Origin of the sequence: Nitrospirillum karajorum (genome assembly GCF_036348415.1) — a bacterium.
GTDB lineage: Bacteria > Pseudomonadota > Alphaproteobacteria > Azospirillales > Azospirillaceae > Nitrospirillum > Nitrospirillum amazonense_B.
Window position 1 is genome coordinate 562,714 of sequence record NZ_JAZBQB010000001.1, and the last position, 17,585, is coordinate 580,298.

Annotated in this window: 15 protein-coding genes; 11 read left to right on the forward strand and 4 right to left on the reverse strand. The window is 69.4% G+C overall.

What is annotated here, in order from left to right; all coding sequences use genetic code 11:
• Positions 1–36: 36 nt before the first annotated feature.
• Positions 37–2,487 (reverse strand): hypothetical protein, encoded by a 2,451-nt coding sequence (locus UCD39_RS02510; protein WP_330494554.1) that lies wholly within the window; start codon positions 2,485–2,487, stop codon positions 37–39.
• Positions 2,488–2,839: 352 nt separating this feature from the next.
• Between UCD39_RS02510 and UCD39_RS02515 the strand changes: the two genes are divergently transcribed.
• The 11 genes from UCD39_RS02515 (at position 2,840) to UCD39_RS02565 (ending at position 13,742) form a co-directional block, all read left to right on the forward strand.
• Positions 2,840–3,961 carry a hypothetical protein gene (locus UCD39_RS02515; RefSeq protein WP_330494555.1) on the forward strand — a complete coding sequence of 374 codons (1,122 nt, stop codon included), beginning with the start codon at positions 2,840–2,842 and terminating at the stop codon, positions 3,959–3,961.
• A gap of 32 nt (positions 3,962–3,993) precedes the next feature.
• Positions 3,994–4,818, forward strand: coding sequence for a DUF4198 domain-containing protein (locus UCD39_RS02520; RefSeq protein WP_330494556.1), 825 nt, complete (start codon positions 3,994–3,996; stop codon positions 4,816–4,818).
• Positions 4,815–5,927: a HupE/UreJ family protein gene (locus UCD39_RS02525; protein ID WP_330494557.1), complete on the forward strand. Its 1,113-nt coding sequence runs from the start codon at positions 4,815–4,817 to the stop codon at positions 5,925–5,927. The genes UCD39_RS02520 and UCD39_RS02525 overlap by 4 nt, the downstream gene beginning before the upstream one ends.
• A 152-nt stretch (positions 5,928–6,079) precedes the next feature.
• Positions 6,080–6,922 carry a transcriptional regulator HexR gene (gene hexR, locus UCD39_RS02530; RefSeq protein ID WP_145732134.1) on the forward strand — a complete coding sequence of 281 codons (843 nt, stop codon included), beginning with the start codon at positions 6,080–6,082 and terminating at the stop codon, positions 6,920–6,922.
• Between the two features lie 2 nt (positions 6,923–6,924).
• The gene (locus tag UCD39_RS02535; RefSeq protein WP_330495477.1) at positions 6,925–7,662 is read left to right on the forward strand and encodes a YbhB/YbcL family Raf kinase inhibitor-like protein; all 738 of its coding nucleotides are present in this window, start codon (positions 6,925–6,927) and stop codon (positions 7,660–7,662) included.
• Positions 7,659–8,948 (forward strand): glycerate kinase type-2 family protein, encoded by a 1,290-nt coding sequence (locus UCD39_RS02540; protein ID WP_330494558.1) that lies wholly within the window; start codon positions 7,659–7,661, stop codon positions 8,946–8,948. The genes UCD39_RS02535 and UCD39_RS02540 overlap by 4 nt, the downstream gene beginning before the upstream one ends.
• Positions 8,945–9,610, forward strand: a complete 666-nt coding sequence (gene mobA / locus UCD39_RS02545; RefSeq protein ID WP_330494559.1) for a molybdenum cofactor guanylyltransferase MobA — start codon at positions 8,945–8,947, stop codon at positions 9,608–9,610. The genes UCD39_RS02540 and mobA overlap by 4 nt, the downstream gene beginning before the upstream one ends.
• Positions 9,611–9,678: 68 nt before the next feature.
• Complete coding sequence (locus UCD39_RS02550) at positions 9,679–10,722, forward strand: M4 family metallopeptidase (RefSeq protein ID WP_330494560.1); 1,044 nt, start codon at positions 9,679–9,681, stop codon at positions 10,720–10,722.
• Positions 10,723–10,737: 15 nt separating this feature from the next.
• On the forward strand, positions 10,738–11,094 hold the full coding sequence (locus UCD39_RS02555; protein WP_330494561.1) for a protealysin inhibitor emfourin: 357 nt from the start codon (positions 10,738–10,740) through the stop codon (positions 11,092–11,094).
• Positions 11,095–11,217: 123 nt separating this feature from the next.
• A complete protein-coding gene (locus UCD39_RS02560) occupies positions 11,218–12,480 on the forward strand; it encodes a hypothetical protein (RefSeq protein WP_330494562.1) in 1,263 nt (420 codons plus the stop codon).
• A complete protein-coding gene (locus UCD39_RS02565; protein WP_330494563.1) occupies positions 12,477–13,742 on the forward strand; it encodes a hypothetical protein in 1,266 nt (421 codons plus the stop codon). Before UCD39_RS02560 ends, UCD39_RS02565 begins: the two co-directional genes overlap by 4 nt.
• A 251-nt stretch (positions 13,743–13,993) precedes the next feature.
• Here UCD39_RS02565 and UCD39_RS02570 read toward each other — a convergent pair whose 3' ends face one another.
• From UCD39_RS02570 to UCD39_RS02580, 3 genes are read right to left on the reverse strand one after another with little or no spacing between them, the layout of a single operon-like run.
• Positions 13,994–15,247: a molybdopterin molybdotransferase MoeA gene (locus tag UCD39_RS02570; protein WP_330494564.1), complete on the reverse strand. Its 1,254-nt coding sequence runs from the start codon at positions 15,245–15,247 to the stop codon at positions 13,994–13,996.
• 15 nt (positions 15,248–15,262) lie between these two features.
• Positions 15,263–15,799 carry a molybdopterin-guanine dinucleotide biosynthesis protein B gene (mobB, locus tag UCD39_RS02575; protein WP_330494565.1) on the reverse strand — a complete coding sequence of 179 codons (537 nt, stop codon included), beginning with the start codon at positions 15,797–15,799 and terminating at the stop codon, positions 15,263–15,265.
• Between the two features lie 34 nt (positions 15,800–15,833).
• Positions 15,834–17,582 (reverse strand): hypothetical protein, encoded by a 1,749-nt coding sequence (locus UCD39_RS02580; RefSeq protein WP_330494566.1) that lies wholly within the window; start codon positions 17,580–17,582, stop codon positions 15,834–15,836.
• Positions 17,583–17,585 lie beyond the last annotated feature (3 nt).

The following is a 17,585-nucleotide window of genomic DNA, read 5'->3' on the forward strand; positions in this document are numbered from 1 at the left end:
CCCTTGCGCTGGGGGCCGGCGGTGGACGGAGGATGATCAGAAGGTCGTCAGGAACTGGATCAGCGCTTCCTTGTCGGCATCGCTGAGCGCCGTGGTTTCGGTCGTGAAGCTGGTGCCGAAGTAGTGGCCGCGGTTGACCTCGAAATCCGGGCACTTGCTGAAGCTCAGCAGCGGCGCCCGCAGGTTGGCGAACACCTTGCGCGCCTCCTCATCCGTCGCGTTGGGCGGCAACTGCTTCAGGTCGTGGGTCGCCTTCTTCAGCAGCTGGAACAGCTCGACATAGCGGGGCAGGTTCTGCGCCAGGGTGGCGTCGTCCTTGTACAGTTCCGTGTTGGACAGCAGGTTGACGGGCGTGTCCTTCGGGATGGGGCCCACCATCAGGTCGCCATCGCCGAAGATGCTGGGCAGCCAGCGGTGCAGCGGGCTGAGCAGCGGCTTGAGGAAGTCGGGCAGGAAGCCGCCGGGAACGACCAGGTAGCTGTTGACGGTGGTGCGGTCGATCAGGAACACGCCCTTGTCGCCCAGGAACTTGTCGTGGGCCCGCCGCTCGGGCCACAGCATCTGCCGGATGGAGCTGTTGAACGACTGCAAGCGCCCGGCGACGGAGGGGTCGTTCACGAACTCGCCCACCGAGTTGTTCACCAGATAGGGCGCCGTCGACCACAGGGACACCAGCGAGGGCACGCGGGTGTAGCCGCGGCCGCCGGCCGGCATGACGTAGTCCTTTTCCTCACCCGTGAAGGGGTCGTGGATCTTGATGGTCCCGACCGAGGGCAGCTGCTTGTAAGAGTCGGAGGAGAAGTTGTCCCAGATGTTGCCGGCGATGGCGTTGGTGGCCAGCGGGCTGCAGGCGTTGGTCTGCAACAGGGTCACCGGCACCCGCATGTCCGTGGACAGGTAGTTCCCGTCCAGGAAATCGGGCGACTTCACGATCTGCTTCATCTTCTCCTTGAACTCGGGCGACTTCACCCAAGCCCAATACTTGTCCCAGCAAGCCAGGTAGTTGGGGCCGTTGCAGGTGGCGAAGTCGATATCCTTCGGCACCGGCGGCTGCTTGCTGGAATGGCAGCCGGCGCAGGTCTCGGCGAACACCTCCTTGCCCCGGTCCAGGACGGCGGAGTCGAGGGCGATCAGTGAGGCGCCACCCGGCGCGTCGGCCAGCTTGTGGCCCTTCTGGATGTCCTTGTTCAGGAAGTAGGCGGCCAAGGCCGGCGTCTGCGCCTCCGTCGCCTGCCAATAGCTGGAATTGGCGCGGCCCACGGAAATCTGGATGGCGGTGTTGGGCACGCCGCCGAACAGGGCGTTGAAATGGCGCAGCCATTCCTCGCTGAACAGGCCAATGTTGATGTAGACGCGGTTCAGCGCGCCCAGGACACCGACGCTGTCCGACCCGTCCTTCAGCACGTGGGGCGTCTGCACCTGGCGGGTGGCGTCGTTGAAGTCACCGGGCAGGAACTTGTTGTTCAGCTCCCCGCCGCCCAGGGTTTCCTGCCCCCGCTCCATGGCCAGCTTCATGCGGGCGCCAAGGCCATAGACGGCATTCATGGTGCGCGGGTTGTTGATGTAGTCGGTGGAGACCAGCGAGGTGTCCAGCGCCCCCGGACGGGAGGTGTGCACCAGCTGGATCAGGTAGTTGCGCTCGTTCTTCTCGCGCTCCGGCGAGCCGGGCTTGCCGTAGTTCCAGCCGAAGATGCGGTCGATCCAGAAATACTGGGCGCCGACCACCGCGCTCATGTTCTCGAACTTCGGGTTTTCCGGGTCGGCCGGCGGATTGGTCGGGCTGGGCCCGACATGGCAGAAGCCGCAGGCCATGCCGACGCGGTAGGGCCGCACCAGCGTCTTGTCGTTGTAGTAGCTGGGGTCGGTGTAATAGCGCACCGGGTCCCAGCGCTTCTTCGCCTTCTCATCGAAGGCGGGGTTGGGGAACAGGCGCAGGCCCACGATGCCGGTGGGATAGCCGTAGAAGGAGCCCACGGGGACCGTGGTGCCACGGGCACCGATCTTCACACCGGGATATTTCTTCTCATTGGCGAAGGGATCGGCCGGGCAATTGGGATCGTCCTTCACCCGCTGGTCCAGCCACAGGCCGAACTGATCCTCGGACGGGCCCGTCGGTTCCACGAAGCAGGGCTCGTTCATCAGGCCCAGCTGGTTGAAGCGGTTGTGGCGGCCGAAGGCCATGGAGGGATGGCTGGAAATGGTCTTCAGCAGGTCGAAGTTGCCGAAGGCGGTGTCGGTGATGACATCCCAGAAGCGGTCGTTGCCGGCCGTCCACACGATCCAGTTGTTGCGGCCGATGACTTCGGTCTGGGTCAGCTTGTAGCCGCCATCCATGTCCTTGAAATAGTCCTCGTCCGCGGCGGGGAAGGTGTCGGCCGCGCGCCCGGCCTGCCGGGCCTCGTCCACCACCTGCTTGTCACCGCATCCCGACAGCAGCATTCCCGCCGTCAGCAAGGCCGCCAGGGCCCCCAAACCAGTCCGCTTCATGCCCCACCTCGCACCCCGAAAGGTTGTTCGTTGGTCTGGACATTATACGCCGGGCGAACTAGGCTCAAGCCAAACCTACAACTTACAGGAAATGTTGCTCAGGTTATTGTACCGTTTATCTCGAAATGTATAAGGCGATCCCATCCCTAAAGTGCAGTGGTCTCTGCCCATAAAGAGGTAGACGCCCTATAAGGCAGGGGAGCCGGAATATCGCACATTTCCTTTCATAATCAGATGGTTGATGCCCAATAGCCGCCAGCGGCGGGATTGACGGAGGATGAGGATGGGCCATCGGTTCCTACAGGACATGGGCTTGAATACGTTAAAGAAGGCGCTGCCATGGGCGGGAATCATGGGGGCGGCCGTCCTGGTGCTGCTGGGCCTGGGCGCGCCACAACCGGCGCGCGCATCGGACCACGCCGACCCCACGAACCTGACGGACCCGACCGCCAACATCACGGATCTGTTCTTCTACCCAGACGGGGACGACATGATCCTGATCTTCGACGTCAACCGCGCCCTGCTGGCGCCCAAGCCCTACGACCTGGCGCCGTACGACTATGAGATCCATATGGACCTCACCACGCCGCTGTCCTTCCAGGATGCGGCCATCCGCGCCCGCTATGGCGGCACCGTGCTGGTGCCCGACCAGATCCATCCCGACGTCACCATCAAGGTGAAGCTGCAGGATGACGTGACGCTGAAAAGCGTCACCTACACCGGGCTGAAGGACACCGACAAGATCAAGACCTACTTCGGCGTGCGCGACGATCCCTTCGTCTTCCCGCGCTTCTTCAAGAAGAACGTCATCGCCATGGTCATGCGCATCCCCAAGAGCGCGTTCCCGGCGGACCAGCACGACTTCATCCTGTGGGGCACCACGGCGAAGGACGGGACGGAGATCGACCATGTCGGCCGGTCCATCCGCACCCAGCTGCCGCGCTTCGGCTTCATCAACACCATGGCCCCCAAGGACCAGTTGAAGGCGCTGATGGCGCGCAAGGCCAAGCTGGACAATATCTACAACTACCTGCACAGCGCCAAGGAATGGTGGGCGGTGGCGGCGGCCGATTTCCTGCAGTTCACCCTGCAGCTGCGGCCCTACGACCTGCAGCCCGACGTCATGGTCTATACTGACCGTTTCCCGGTGGGGTATCCCAACGGCCGCCTGCTGACCGATGACGTGGTGGCGCAGACCTGCGCCTTCGGCGACTGCCTGCTGCAGGAGATTTCCTTCATCGAGGGCGGTTGGCCCCGCGCCACCGTGAACGACAAGCCCTTCACCGCCGAGTGGCCCTACCTGGCCCAGCAGTGGCCGGACCAGAAGCCGGCGCCCTCCAATGCCCACAGCGTGCTGCCCTGGGTCATCCTGGGTCTGGTCGTGCTGTTCCTGGTGGCGTGGGGGGTGGTGGAGATCATCCGGCGCCTGATCCGGCATTTGATCCGGTGGTGGTGGCGCCGGGTCGACGCCTGATGACGATGTCCCGGCGTGGGCCGCGGAGAGGGTTGGCGGGGCTGCTGGCATTGTGGGCGCTCGCCTGGGGGGCCGGCGCCCTGGCGCACGACTTCTGGATCGAGCCGTCGTCCTTCCGGCCCGGTCCCGGCACCGCCGTGGCTGTGGGACTGCGCGTGGGGGAGGATTTCATCGGCGACCCGGTGCCCCGCACCGCCAGCCTGATCGACCGCTTTTTCATCCGCCAGGCGGGGGAGGAACAGGCGATCAGCGGCGCCGACAATATCGATCCGGCGGGCTTCGTGCGGGCTGATGGCCGGACCACGGCGCTGATCGCCTACACCAGCACCGGCAGCGACCTTACCCTGCCGGCCGACCGCTTCACCGCCTACCTGCGGCAATACGGGCTGGAATCCATCGTGGTGGATCGGGAACGGCGGGGCGAAAGCGGCCTGGCCGGGCGCGAATGTTTCTACCGCTATGCCAAGTCGCTGCTGGCCGGCGCTGCTCCCGATCCCGCCGTCACCCGCCCCCTGGGCTTCACCTATGAGATCGTGCCCGACACCGACCCCACCGTGCCTGGAGGCGCGCCCCTGCGCGGCCATGTGCTGTTCCAGGGCCAACCGGTGGCGGGCGCGGTCGTCACCGCCCATTTGCAGGGCGAGCCGACGGCGCGTCTGGCCACCCGCAGCGACGCGCGGGGCGCGTTCACCTTCCCCTTGCGGCGCGGCGGCGTCTGGCTAGTGCGGTCGGTGCACATGGTGCGGGCGGGCATGCTGGCCCGCTGGCTGCACGCGCGGGACTGGGAAAGCCATTGGGCCTCACTGACCTTCGATTGGCCCGGCCCAGCCCAGCCCGCGCCCGGGAGGGCGTCATGATCCGCCGGCTGTGCGCGGCACTGCTGGCGCTGGCATGGCTTGGGGGCGCCGCCCAGGCCCATGAGATCGGCACCACGCAGGTACAGCTGTCGACGGGCCCCGGGGAAACCTGGTCCGCCGTCATCACCACGGCCCCAACCGCGCTGGTGAACCGGCTGGAGGCGGCGGCCGGCCAGCCGCTGAGCCACGATCTGACGGCGGAGCGGGTGGCCGCCATCCTGCCCGGCCACAGCGCCGCCATCGCCGCCCAGGTGGAGGTGCGTGCCGATGGCACCCCCCGGCCCACCACTGTGATGGTGGAGCGGGTGGAGATGCCCAGCGACATCACCCTGCCGGCCTTCGTGGTGCTGCGGGCCAGCGGCACCCTGCCGCCCGGCACCCGCGCCCTCACCTGGCGCTACGGCCTGGTGCACAGCACCTATGGCGTCGTCTTCACCGATGCCGCCGGCGGCGCGGCGCGGACCCAATGGCTGGAGGGCGACGCCACCAGCGCCCCCTTCGACCTGGCCGCCAACCCGACGCCGGTAGCCCTGCCCCAACTGGCGGCCCAGTATCTGGCGCTGGGCTTCCTGCACATCCTGCCGGAGGGGTTGGACCATATCCTGTTCGTGCTGGGCATCTTTCTGCTGAGCACGCGCCTGCGCTCCATCCTGGTGCAGGTCACGGCCTTCACCCTGGCCCATTCTGTCACCCTGGGCCTGACCTTGTACGGGGTCATCAGCCTGCCGTCGCGGGTTGTGGAGCCGTTGATCGCCCTGTCGGTCGCCTATGTCGCGGTGGAGAATTTGCTGACCGCGCGGCTGACGCCGTGGCGGCCCCTGGTGGTCTTCGGCTTCGGCCTGCTGCACGGCATGGGCTTCGCCGGCGCGCTGGCCGACCTGCGCCTGGCCCGGCGCGACATCATCCCCGCCCTGGTCAGCTTCAACGCCGGCATCGAGCTAGCGCAACTGTCCATCATCGCCGCCGCCTATGGCGCCGTGGCCCTGGCCTGCGCTTCAGGGGGATACACGGACAAGCCGTGGTACCGCCGCCGCGTGGTCATCCCCGCCTCCTCCGCCATCGCCGCCACCGGGCTGTTCTGGACGGTCCAGCGGGTGGCCGGCCTTTAGCCCTTATGGAACCAGTGCCACGGCGCGCGTGACACGGCCGCACAATTTCCGGTAATTTCACTACAAACGGGGAGGAACGCCGCCGCAGCGTGCCTGGTTCCTTCGCCACGTCATCGTTCGCCACGTCATCGGCAGGGTCGGGGGTTAGCTTCATGCTGGGTCGCATACGCGGGATGATGGACGGCTTGCGTCCTTCGGAGCGCAAGATCGCGGAAATCGTCCTGAAGCGGCCACACGCCGTCGTCACCGCCTCGGTGGCGGAGGTGGCGCGCGAGGCCGACGTCAGCCAGCCCACCGTGGTGCGCTTCTGCCGGTCCATCGGGTGCAGCGGCTATCAGGACTTCAAGCTGCGCCTGGCGCAGGATTTGGCCACGGGCACGCCCTTCGTCGATGCCGACCTCATGCCCGACGACCCGGTGGCGGAGGTGGCGGCCAAGGTCATCGGCCGGGCCATCAGCGCCTTTTCCCGCATGCGCAACCAGTTGAACACCGAAAACCTGAGCCGCGCGGTGGACATCCTGGCCGCCGCCCGCCGCATCGAGATTTACGGGTTCGGCGCCTCCGGCGTCGTGGCGCAGGACGCGCAGAACAAGTTCTTCCGCCTGGGCGTGCCCGTCATCGCCCATACCGACGTGCACGTGCAGGCCATGGCCGCCAGCATCCTGGGCCCCGACGGCGCCGTCATCGCCATTTCCCACACGGGGCGTACGCGGGAGCTGCTGCGCTCCGTCGATCTGGCGCTGGACGGCGGGGCGCCGGTGGTGGCCATCACCTCCGGCGGGTCGCCGCTGGCGGAGCGGGCGACCGTGCCCCTGCTGGTGGATGTGGATGAGGACACCAGCATCTACACCCCGCGCACCTCGCGCCTGTCGCACCTGGCCGTCATCGACGTGCTGCAGGTGGCCGTCGCCCTGCGCCAGGGGACGGCCATGGGTGAGAACCTGGCCCGGGTGAAGCGCCCCTTGCGGGAGCGGCGCCTGTCGGAGCGGGTGTGAGCATGCCGCGCCGGCTGGCGATAGCCCTGACCCTGGCCGCCGGCCTGGCGGCGGGCGAGGCGCAGGCCGGCATGTGGCTGAGCAGCCCGGACCTGGCGGCGGACGGCACCCTGGCGGCGCCGCAGGCCTGGGACCGTGACGGCTGCGGCGGCAAGAACCTGTCCCCCGCCCTGCGTTGGGGGGGAGAGGCGCCGATGGCCAAGAGCTTCGCCCTGATCGTCATGGACGCCGACGTGAAGAAGGGCTTCCGCCACTGGATGGTGTTCAACATCCCGGCGGGGGTGCATAGCCTGCCGGCCGGCGCCGGGGCGGCCGACGGCAAGGGCCTGCCCCAGGGGGCCGTACAGGCCTTGAACGATTTCGGCCCCAAGGGCTATGGCGGCCCCTGCCCGCCAGCGGGGCAGACCCACCGCTACGTCTTCACCATTTACGCCCTGAATAAGGACACGCTGGACCTGAACCCGGACCAGCCGGCCGGCGCCCTGGAATCGCTGGTGCTGTCGCATGCGCTGGATAAGGGCCGGTTCATCGCCAAATCCCCCCGCTTCGACGCCCCGCCGGACAAGGCCAAGCCACCGGAGGAGAAGCCGGCCGTCAAGCCTGAGGCCACCAAGCCTGACTCGGGCAAGCCTGACTCGGGCAAGCCCGAGCCCAAGGCGGCGCCTGCCCCCAAGGTGGAACAGGTCCCCAAAGTTGAACAGGGCCCCAAGGTTGAACAGGTCAAGGAGCCGCCCCAATGACCATACCGCCGTCCGACCCGGCCGCCTTCCTGCGCCAACTGTTCCAGGCGGGGCTCGACGCCGTGTCGGCCGACACCATCCTGCCCCGGCTGCTGACGCCGGAGGCCCTGCCCCGGCCCAAGGGCCGCACCCTGGTCATCGCCGCCGGCAAGGGGGCCGCCGCCATGGCGGCGGTGGCGGAACGGGCCTGGGGCGAGGCCCCCCAATCCGACGGCCCCCTGTCCGGCCTGGCTGTCACCCGCTACCACCACGGCCAGGACCTCCGCCGCATCACCCTGGTGGAGGCGGCGCACCCGACGCCCGACGCGGCGGGCATGAAGGCCGCCGCCCAGGCGCTGGACCTGGCGGCGGCGCTGACCCCGGACGACCTTCTGCTGTGCCTGCTGTCGGGCGGCGGGTCCGCCCTGATGGTCGCGCCGGCCCCCGGCGTGACGCTGGCCGACAAGCAGGCCCTGACCAAGGCCCTGCTGCGCAGCGGTGCCGCCATCGGTGAGATCAACACGGTGCGCAAGCACCTGTCGCGCTTCAAGGGCGGACGCCTGGCGGCGGTGAGCCAAGCCCCGGTGGTGACCCTGGCCGTGTCCGACGTGCCGGGCGACGATCCCGGCACCATCGCCTCCGGCCCCACCGTGCCGGATGCCACCACCCTGGCCGACGCCCGCGCCGTGCTGGCGCGCTATGGCATCGAGCCCGCGCCCAGCATCCGGGCGGCGCTGGACGACCTGGCCAATGAGACGCCTAAGCCCGGCAGCCTGCCGCATGCGCGCTACACCCTGGCGGCCACGCCCATCCAGGCGCTGGAGGCCGCCGCCCAGGTGGCCCGCGCCGCCGGCGTGACGCCCCTGGTGCTGGGCGACGACCTGGAGGGCGAGGCGGCGGAGGTGGCCAAGGTCCATGCCGGCATCGCCCGCGGCTGTCTGCGCCACGGCCAGCCCCTGCCCCGCCCCTGCGTCCTGCTGTCAGGCGGGGAGACCAGCGTGACCGTGCGCGGCCAGGGGCGCGGCGGCCGCAATGCCGAGTTCCTGCTGGCCCTGGCCGTGGCGCTGAAGGGCGACCCCGTCTGGGCCCTGGCTTGCGACACCGACGGCATCGACGGCACGGAGGACAACGCCGGCGCCCTGCTGACGCCGGACACCCTGGCGCGGGCGCAGGCGCTGGGGATCGATGCGGCGGCCCACCTGGCCAATAACGACGGCTACGGCTTTTTCCAGGCCCTGGGCGACCTGGTGGTGACGGGCCCCACCCGCACCAACGTCAACGACTTCCGCGCGCTTTACATTCCGTGAGCGAAACGATCCACATCCTGGGCCTGATCCTGGCCGGCGGTCTGGCCCGTCGCTTCGGCGGCGGCGAGGGGCAAGCCGTGGACAAGGCGCGGCTGACCCTGGCCGGGCAGCCCCTGCTGGCCCATGTGCGCAGCCGGCTGGCGCCGCAGGTCGCGGCCCTGGCCCTGAACGCCAACGGCGACCCCGCCCGCTATCATGACCAGGGTCTGCCCATCCTGGCGGACGACGTACCGGGGCATCCCGGGCCCCTGGCCGGTGTGCTGGCGGGCCTGGACCACGCCAGTGCCCAGGGCGGCTACACCCATGTGCTGAGCGTGCCGGCCGACTGCCCCTTCCTGCCCCGGGATTTGGCGGCGCGGCTGGTGGCGGTGGCGCCGCCGGGCGGTGTGGCCATCGCCGCGTCGGCCGGGCAGCGGCATCCGGTGGTGGCGCTGTGGCCCGTGGCGCTGGCCGCCCCCCTGCGTCGGGCGCTGGTGGAGGAGGGCTTGCGCAAGGTCGGCGCCTTCCTGGCACGCCAGCCGCTGGCCGAGGTGGATTTCCCGGCCCTGCCGGTCGATCCCTTTTTCAATGTCAACACGCCGGACGACCTGGTCACCGCCGAGGCGCTGTCGAAGGGGTTAAGCGGCGTGGCGCCGGGCGCCCCCGGCCGGGGTATGCCCTAGGCGACTATTCCGGCGACCCCATCGCGGTGCCACGCTGGCCCCCCCACCAGCGCTGAAAGGCCCGCCCCATGTGCCAGCACGCCGGCTGCCCCCCGCATATCTGTTACATCATCCCACCCTACATGACGGAGCATGTGGCGACCAACGCCCCCGACCCGGCGATGCGTCGGCGGGCCCTGCGCAACCTGTATCACCAGGGCCAGTTGCGCGGCATGCGTACCGCCATGAACCAGTTCGCCTTCGCGGGCCTGGGCACAGGTACCAAGCGGCGCACCGTCTATGACGCCCAGCATGGCGGCGACCTGCCCGGCACCTTGGTCCGGTCGGAGGGCCAGGCGGCGGGCCAGGACGTGGCCGTGAACGAGGCCTACGACTACGCCGGCACGACCTATGATTTCTATTTCGACGTGATGAAGCGCAACTCCGTGGACGACAAGGGCATGCGCCTGGTTTCCACGGTGCATTACAGCACCGACTACGACAACGCCTTCTGGAACGGCCAGCAGATGGTGTACGGCGACGGGGATGGTGAGATCTTCGACCGCTTCACCAAGTGCCTGGACGTCATTGGGCACGAGCTGACCCACGGCGTCACCCAGTTCACCGCCGGCCTGACCTATTCCAGCCAGTCGGGCGCGCTGAACGAATCCTTCTCCGACGTGTTCGGGTCGCTGATCAAGCAGTACGCCGCCGGCGATACGGCCGACCAGGCCGACTGGCTGATCGGCGAGGGGCTGCTGATCCCCAAGGCCGGCACCAACCGCACCGCCCTGAGGTCCATGAAGGCGCCGGGCACCGCCTATGACGACCCCACCCTGGGCAAGGACCCGCAGCCCGCCACCATGAAGGACTATTACAGCGGGTCCGACGACAATTACGGCGTCCATATCAATTCCGGCATCCCCAACCACGCCTTCTACCTGGCGGCCACCGCCATTGGCGGCAAGGCGTGGGAGGTGGCGGGCCTGATCTGGTACGAGACCCTGACCACCCGCCTGCAACTGTGGTCGGAATTCAAGGACGCGGCCGCCGCCACGCGCGAGGTGGCGCAGAAGCATGGAACCGCCGCCGCCAAGGCGGTGGACGACGCCTGGACGGCCGTGGGCCTTTGACCCCATGCTGCCGCCATGACCGCCGACCCGCCCCCACCTGCCCCGCCCCTGCCTGTCGTCATCGAGTGCCAGCGCCAGGGCGGCCTGGCCTTCCCCCTACGCCGGCCCGCGATCAGCGTGGAGGTGGCGGGCCTGGACGCGGCGGAGCGCCAAGCCCTGCAACGCCTGGTGCAGGCCGCCGACCTGGCCGGGCAGCCGGCGGATTACCCCGGCCCCGGCTATCCCGACGCCCTGGAAACCCAATTGACCGTGACCTGGCCCGGCCACACCGTCCGCGTGCGCTTCCGCGACGGCGACGGGCACCCCGCCCCGCTGGATGAACTGGCGGGCTGGGTGCTGCGACATAATCGACCAGGCCAGGCGAAGAAATAGCCGCCGCACACGCCATAGGTTGCCGCCCCTCCCCATTAACCATACCCTGTCCGCAACCAGGGGACGCGGGGGCAGGGCATGGCAGGGTGGGGGTATTGGGGATTTCTGGCGGCGGCTTGGGCGATGGGCACCTTGCCCGCGATGGCGCAAGAATCCGCATCGCCGGCAAGCGCCCCCGCTGCTGTTGACCTGCCCTTTGAGCGGGGGGATCGCCTCGCCGCTGGCGACTTCGTCGGCGAAATCCATGTCTATGAAGCCGCCGCCGCACGGGAGAAAGACTCCGATCTCATGAGCCAAAGCCTGGCGACGCAATATGCCCGGCTGGGCCGACCGGACTTGGCCTGGATAGCCTGGAAGCGCCGGGGCCGTAAAGACTGTGACGAAGCCGCCCAAGGGGTCGCCGCCGATCCCTTGCAAACGCTGCTATCCCGGGCGCGAGACCGCCGGGTGGTGATGATCAATGAGAACCATATCGCCCCCGCCTCGCGCGCCTTTTGGCTGGCGGCCCTGCCCCGCCTGCGCCAGATGGGCTTCACTCATGTGGCCATGGAGGCACTCTCCATCGATGGCAGCGACTGGCAGGCCGGCGAAGTGCGGGAGCGGGGGATTTATGATGATCATCCGTACTTCACCCCCTATCTCAGCGAACCGACCTTCGCCGCCGTCATCCGCAAGGCCATGGCCCTGGGCTTCGACCTCGTTCCCTATGACGATATGGACGTCATGAACCAAGACCCTGATTTAAGGACGGAATTGCGGGAACGGGTGGAGGCGGCGCGCCTGGCGGAGGTCCTGGCCCGCATGCCACCGGACGGCAAACTGCTGGTGCTGGCCGGCTGGGGGCATGTCGACAAGGGCATGCGCGGCCAGGTGCCCTGGATGGCGGAGGCTTTCAAGCAGCGCACCGGTATCGACCCGCTGACCGTCGATACCACCGCCTGTCAGCGCCCGGACGCGACCTCCTCCGCCACCACCTATCTGAACCCAGACGGCAGCGACCGCATCACCCCGTCCTACGTCGGCCACGTCGATCTGCAGGTGCATGTGCCCCAGGCGGTGGGTGCCGATCCGGTGGCCGCCGCCGGCGTCTCCCGCCATTGGCTGGGCCAACCCGTGGCCATCCCGGCGGCCCTGCTGCCCAAGGGTGGCGACGGGGTGGTGGAGGCACGCAAGCCCGGCCAGCCCGCCGACACCGCGCCCTATGACCGCCTGTTCCTGCGGCGGGGCGAGGTGCTGCCGCTCTACCTGCCGCCCGGCCGCTACGTCCTGACACTGCGGGGCGAAGGCGGCGCCATTCAGGCCAGCGCCCCCCTCACCGTGGCCGCCCCACCGCAGGGTAAGGACGCTGGAGCCAACGTGGCGCGGACCGTGGGGGCTTCGAAATGACGCGACGGTGGATGGGCGTGGCCGTGGCCGCCTGCCTGGTGACAACGTCGGTGTTGGCGCAAGAGAACACGCAGACCGTGGGGGCCCATCTGCCCTTGCAACGCTCCGAACGCCTTGCGGCGGGGGACTTCATCGGGGAGATCCACGCCTACAGCGCGGCGGGCCCAGCTATGGCTCAGGCCCTCGCCACGCAATATGCGCGCCTGGGGCGCCCAGACCTGGCCTGGGCCGCAGGCCGCCTGCATGGAAACCCCGGATGCGACGTGGTCGCGCAGGAGGGAATACCCACCGACCCGCTGGATCTGCTGTCACGCCTGGCACAGGACCGCCGCGTGGTGATGATCAACGAGAACCATTTCGCCCCGACCTCCCGCGCCTTCTGGCTGGCGGTCCTGCCCCGCCTGCGCCAGATGGGCTTCACCCATCTGGCGCTGGAGGCCCTGTCGCCGCGCGGCGATGACTGGACCAGCGGGGAAGTGCGCGAATCCTTCGCTGGAGGCAAGGGCTTCGCCCCCTATCTCGGCGAGCCGACCTTCGCCGCCGTCATCCGCCGGGCGATGGCCCTGGGCTTCACCCTGGTGCCTTATGACGAAGCGTCCCTCGCCGACCAGGATGGCGACAGGGAACAGCGCATCGCCTCGCGGGAGCGGGTGGAAGCGGCGCGGCTGGCGGACACCCTGACCCATATGCCAGCGGACGGGAAATTGTTGGTCCTGGCTGGCTGGGGCCATGTCAACAAAGGCCTGAGTGGGCCGGCGCATACCCCCTGGATGGCGGAGGTATTAAAGCAGCGTACCGGCATCGACCCGTTGACCGTCGACACCACGGGATGCCAGCGCGCGGACGCGCAGGCTGCGGCCGTCACCTATGTGACCCCAGATGGCACCCCCCGTGTCATTGCCAGCGCTGTGGGCCATGTCGATGTGCAGGTCTATATGCCCCTTCCCAGGGGCGATGACCTGACCGCCGCCGCCGGCGTCTCCCGCCATTGGCTGGGCCAGCCCGTGGCCATCCCGGCGGCCTTGCTGCCCAAGGACGGCGACGGGGTGGTGGAGGCGCGCAAGCCCGGCCAGCCCACCGACACCGCGCCCTATGACCGCCTGTTCCTGCGGCCGGGTGAGGTGCTGCCGCTCTACTTGCCGCCGGGCCGCTACGTCCTGACCCTACGCGGCGAAGGCGGCGCCATCCAGGCCAGCGCCCCCGTCACCGTGGCCGCCCCGGAATTGTCACAGGCCAACGGCAGGGCAACGCACACGCGCTAGGTTGCGGCCGACCGCGTTCACCGGCATGCTCACGCCCGTCACCAAGGGTGGTGCTGATGCTCCTTGCCGATAACCCATAGGGTGCGGCGGAACGGCCCGGCGCCCCCTAGGCCACGTGCAGACCATCCGCACATCGACCTTTCCGCCGCCGGACGAAAGGCCCCGCGATGATACGCAAGACCCTGTTCCTGTTGCTGGCCATGCTGGCCCTGGTGGCGTGATGACACGGCGTAATGAGATAAACGTGCCCGTCAGAACAGCCCGTGCAGGGGGATGATCGTCAGCGGGTCGCCGGGACGCAGGCTGTCGCGCGCGTCCTCCACCTCCGCCACGGCGTCAGCCTGGGCCAGGGAGGACAAGGCGGCGCTGCCCCCGGCGCCGACCTGATGGGCCACGGTTTCCGCTCCCTCCTGCCGTAGCGTCACCCGCAGATACTCCCGCTTGCCTGGGGCACGGGCATGGCTGAACCCACAGCGCACGGTGATGCGCCGCGGATCGGTGACGGTTTCGCCGGCCAGGCGCTGCACCAGGGGGCGGCCCAGCGCCAGGAAGGCGGCGAAGGCCGCGAAGGGGTTGCCGGGCAGGCCCAGGAAAGGCGTGGCCCCAATGTGACCACCCCCGATGTGACCAAACGCCAGCGGCTTGCCCGGCTTGAGCGCCAGGCGCCAGAAGGCGATGCCGCCCAGGTCGGCCACCACCGCCTTGACGTGATCCTCCTCCCCGGCCGAAACCCCGCCGCTGCTGAGGATGAGGTCGGCCTTGAGGCCCGACAGGGTGGCCTTGAGGGCATCCCGGCTATCGCCCACGATGCCCGCCCGCACCACGCGGCACCCCAGGCGGCGCAACAGGGCCGCCAGCAGGGGGCCATTGGCGTCATGGATGGCACCGGGGGGAAGGGGGGCGCCGGCGGGCTGCACCTCGTTCCCCGTCGACAGCAGGGCCACAGTCAGGGGGGTACGGACCGCCAGGGCCTGTTCACCCAGGGCCGCGGCCAGCGCCACCGCCGCCGGGGTCAGGCGATACCCGGCGGCCAGGGCCACGGCGCCGGCGGCGATATCCTCCCCCACCGCGCGGCAATGGCGGCCGGCCGCCAGGCCGGGCGGCGCCAGCAGGACGTCGCCGTCCAGCGCGGCGTCCTCCTGCATCAGCACGGTGTCCGCCCCCTGGGGAAGGGGGGCGCCGGTGAAGATGCGGACGGCGGTGCCGGGCGTCAGGGGGCCCGGCGCATCGCCCGCCGCCACCCGGCCCGACAGGGGCAGACGCACCAGGCCCGCCGGCACGCCGGCCACGTCGCGGTGGTCCAGGGCATAGCCATCCATGGCGGCCTGGGCGAAGGGCGGCAGGCTGTGCGCCGCCACCAGGTCACCGGCCAGGATGCGGCCATCGGCGGCGTCCAGCGCCACCATCTCCACGCCCGCGACGCAGGCGACGGAGCGCAACAGGCGATCCCGCGCCTGGTCAACGCTGAGCAAGGGGGTGGAAAAGCAATCGGTGGCGCCTGGCATGGGATAGACCCGTCCTTATGGCCCGTAGGGCGGCAGGCCGACATGGGCCAGGATGAAGGTGGCGATGGCCGGCACCGCGTCCAGGGCGAAGCGGGGCAGCGGCGCCGCCCGCCCCTCCGCTCCTGAGAGCGGCGGGGGCAAGGGATCGTCGGCGGCCAGGGCCACCACCGTGGGGTCCTCCGGGAACAGCGGCGCCTTGCCGTTCTCCGCCCGCCAGATTTCCAGCTTGGGGATGGGGTCGCGCTTGAACCCCTCCACCAGCACCAGGTCCACCGGCGACAGCTTGGACACCAGGTCGGCCAAGGTCGGCTCGGGCGCGCCGCGCAGCTCGTGCATCAGCGCCCAGCGCCGGGAAGAGGCCACCAGCACCTCGGTCGCGCCGGCCGTGCGGTGCCGATAGCTGTCCTTGCCCGGCTGGTCCACGTCGAAATCATGATGGGCATGCTTGAGGGTGGAAACGCGATAGCCGCGCCCCGTCAGCTCCGGGATCAACTGGACCATCAGGGTGGTCTTGCCCGAACCGCTCCAGCCCGCGAGGCCGAACAGCTTCATCTGGCGATCCTCTCCCAAATCGGGAGGCCGCTCCTTACTGTGGCGGCTCCCGCAAGTCACGCACATAGGCCAGGACCTCGCCATCGCGCTCGATGCGCACGATGTCCTGGCCCGCCGGGATTTCCTTGCAGGCCCAGCGGGTGAAGGCAAGGTAGAAATCCACCGGGCCGGTGTTGCGCCGCGTGGGCTTCCACGCCGGCGGCAGGTAGTGGAACACCGAGGTGGGCGGGCCGCAAACGCGGATGCGGTAGGGCTGGGTCAAGGCCTGCGGCCCCTCCAGCTTGACCATGGTGTCGGTCAGGCGCTTGGCCGCCTCGGACAGGGAACTGCCCCAGTAATCCAGCTCGAACTTCGGTCCCGCCCCGCGCACGCCACCGACGAAGCGGTTGAACCAGATGGTCTCATAGGGGTGCAGGTGGGCCATGAAGGCGACCTGGATGCCGGCGCAGGCCAGCAGAACAGCCCCCAAGGCGGGCTTCAGCCACCCCAGGCGCGGCCAGCGCGGGGGCAGTCGGGTCAGCAGGCCGTTCAAGCCAAGGCCGGCGGCCGTGGCCAGGGGCGGCATCAGGAACAGCATGTGGCGGATGCCGTCATAAAGCACGGCGTCGGTCGCCACCACCGCCGCCGGCGGCAACAGCACGGCGGTGGTGAGGGCCACGCCGTCCAGCCGAACCCCCGCCGGGAAGGGCCGGCGCAGCGCCGTCCTGGCCGCGAAGAAGGCGGCGGCGAACAGGCCCAGCAGTTCCACCTCGGGCAGCTTCACGCCGAAGCCCACGGGCAGATACCACCAGGGCAGGTTGGTGGTGCGGACCTGCACGCCAGCGAAGGTGAAGGTGAAGTCCATGGGGAACTTGGAGAATTCCGCCAGCGCCTCCACCGGGTGGCGCAGGGGATCGACCTGGGCCCAGGGCCATGCGGCGATCATGACCCCATAGGCGATGGGGGCGGCGATCCACAGGCGCCGCACCAGGCGCCAGGCGGTGGCCCCGGCCTGGCGCGCGCCATCGCCCGCCAGGATGCCCTTGGCGACATGCGCCAGCATGACCAGGCCGATGGGTCCGGCCAGCAGCACGCCGCCCACGCGGATGCCCAGGGCCATGCCGAAGCACAGGCCCAGCATGGCGACGGCGCCGAGGGAAGGCCCCCGGGGCGATTCGTCCAGGCCGCGGCCCACCCGTACCAGCCAGGACAGGGTCCAGGCGGCGGCCACGGCGAAAGGCACATCCTTGGGATTGGCGAAGGAATGCCCCCACCAGTCGGGAATCAGCATCAGGCACAGGCCGGCGATCAACCCGGCGCGGGCGCCCGTCTCCTCCCCCGCGATATCGCGGGCGATGCGGCGCACCGCCAGCACGCCCAGCAGGCCGGTCAGGCCGCCGATCAGGCGGCGGGTGGCATAGACATCCAGGGGCAGCACGTTCTCGAACAGCGCCTCCACGGTGTCGAACAGGGCGCCGTAGAGATAGAGGTTCTGGAACTCCAGCACCGCCCGGTCCTTGCCCAGCGAGGCGTACCATTCCAGCGCCCGCTGGCCGTATTCGACGTGCAGCGGCTCGTCAAAGGTGATGCCGAAGTCGGGGAAGGTGCAGGACACGATCACGACCGCCACCGCCAGGACCAGCCAGAAGGCGATGTCCCAAGGCGACAGGCGGCGCCACAGGGGCGCCCCGGCGGGCTTGCCCAGGCGGGCGCCGGCCGGCAGCATGCGGCCAGCGCCGATAGCCGGGGTGGGCGATACGGCAGGCAGGGCGTCGGCGGTGTCGGACGAGCGGGCCAAGGTCATGGA

Coding starts and splice junctions, on each gene's coding strand:
- UCD39_RS02510 (WP_330494554.1), bottom strand. CDS start 2,487: ATGAAGCGGACTGGTTTGGGGGCCCTGGCGGCCTTGCTGACGGCGGGA.
- UCD39_RS02515 (WP_330494555.1), top strand. CDS start 2,840: ATGGGGGCGGCCGTCCTGGTGCTGCTGGGCCTGGGCGCGCCACAACCG.
- UCD39_RS02525 (WP_330494557.1), top strand. CDS start 4,815: ATGATCCGCCGGCTGTGCGCGGCACTGCTGGCGCTGGCATGGCTTGGG.
- hexR (WP_145732134.1), top strand. CDS start 6,080: ATGCTGGGTCGCATACGCGGGATGATGGACGGCTTGCGTCCTTCGGAG.
- UCD39_RS02535 (WP_330495477.1), top strand. CDS start 6,925: ATGCCGCGCCGGCTGGCGATAGCCCTGACCCTGGCCGCCGGCCTGGCG.
- UCD39_RS02540 (WP_330494558.1), top strand. CDS start 7,659: ATGACCATACCGCCGTCCGACCCGGCCGCCTTCCTGCGCCAACTGTTC.
- UCD39_RS02550 (WP_330494560.1), top strand. CDS start 9,679: ATGTGCCAGCACGCCGGCTGCCCCCCGCATATCTGTTACATCATCCCA.
- UCD39_RS02555 (WP_330494561.1), top strand. CDS start 10,738: ATGACCGCCGACCCGCCCCCACCTGCCCCGCCCCTGCCTGTCGTCATC.
- UCD39_RS02560 (WP_330494562.1), top strand. CDS start 11,218: ATGGGCACCTTGCCCGCGATGGCGCAAGAATCCGCATCGCCGGCAAGC.
- UCD39_RS02565 (WP_330494563.1), top strand. CDS start 12,477: ATGACGCGACGGTGGATGGGCGTGGCCGTGGCCGCCTGCCTGGTGACA.
- UCD39_RS02570 (WP_330494564.1), bottom strand. CDS start 15,247: ATGCCAGGCGCCACCGATTGCTTTTCCACCCCCTTGCTCAGCGTTGAC.
- mobB (WP_330494565.1), bottom strand. CDS start 15,799: ATGAAGCTGTTCGGCCTCGCGGGCTGGAGCGGTTCGGGCAAGACCACC.
- UCD39_RS02580 (WP_330494566.1), bottom strand. CDS start 17,582: ATGACCTTGGCCCGCTCGTCCGACACCGCCGACGCCCTGCCTGCCGTA.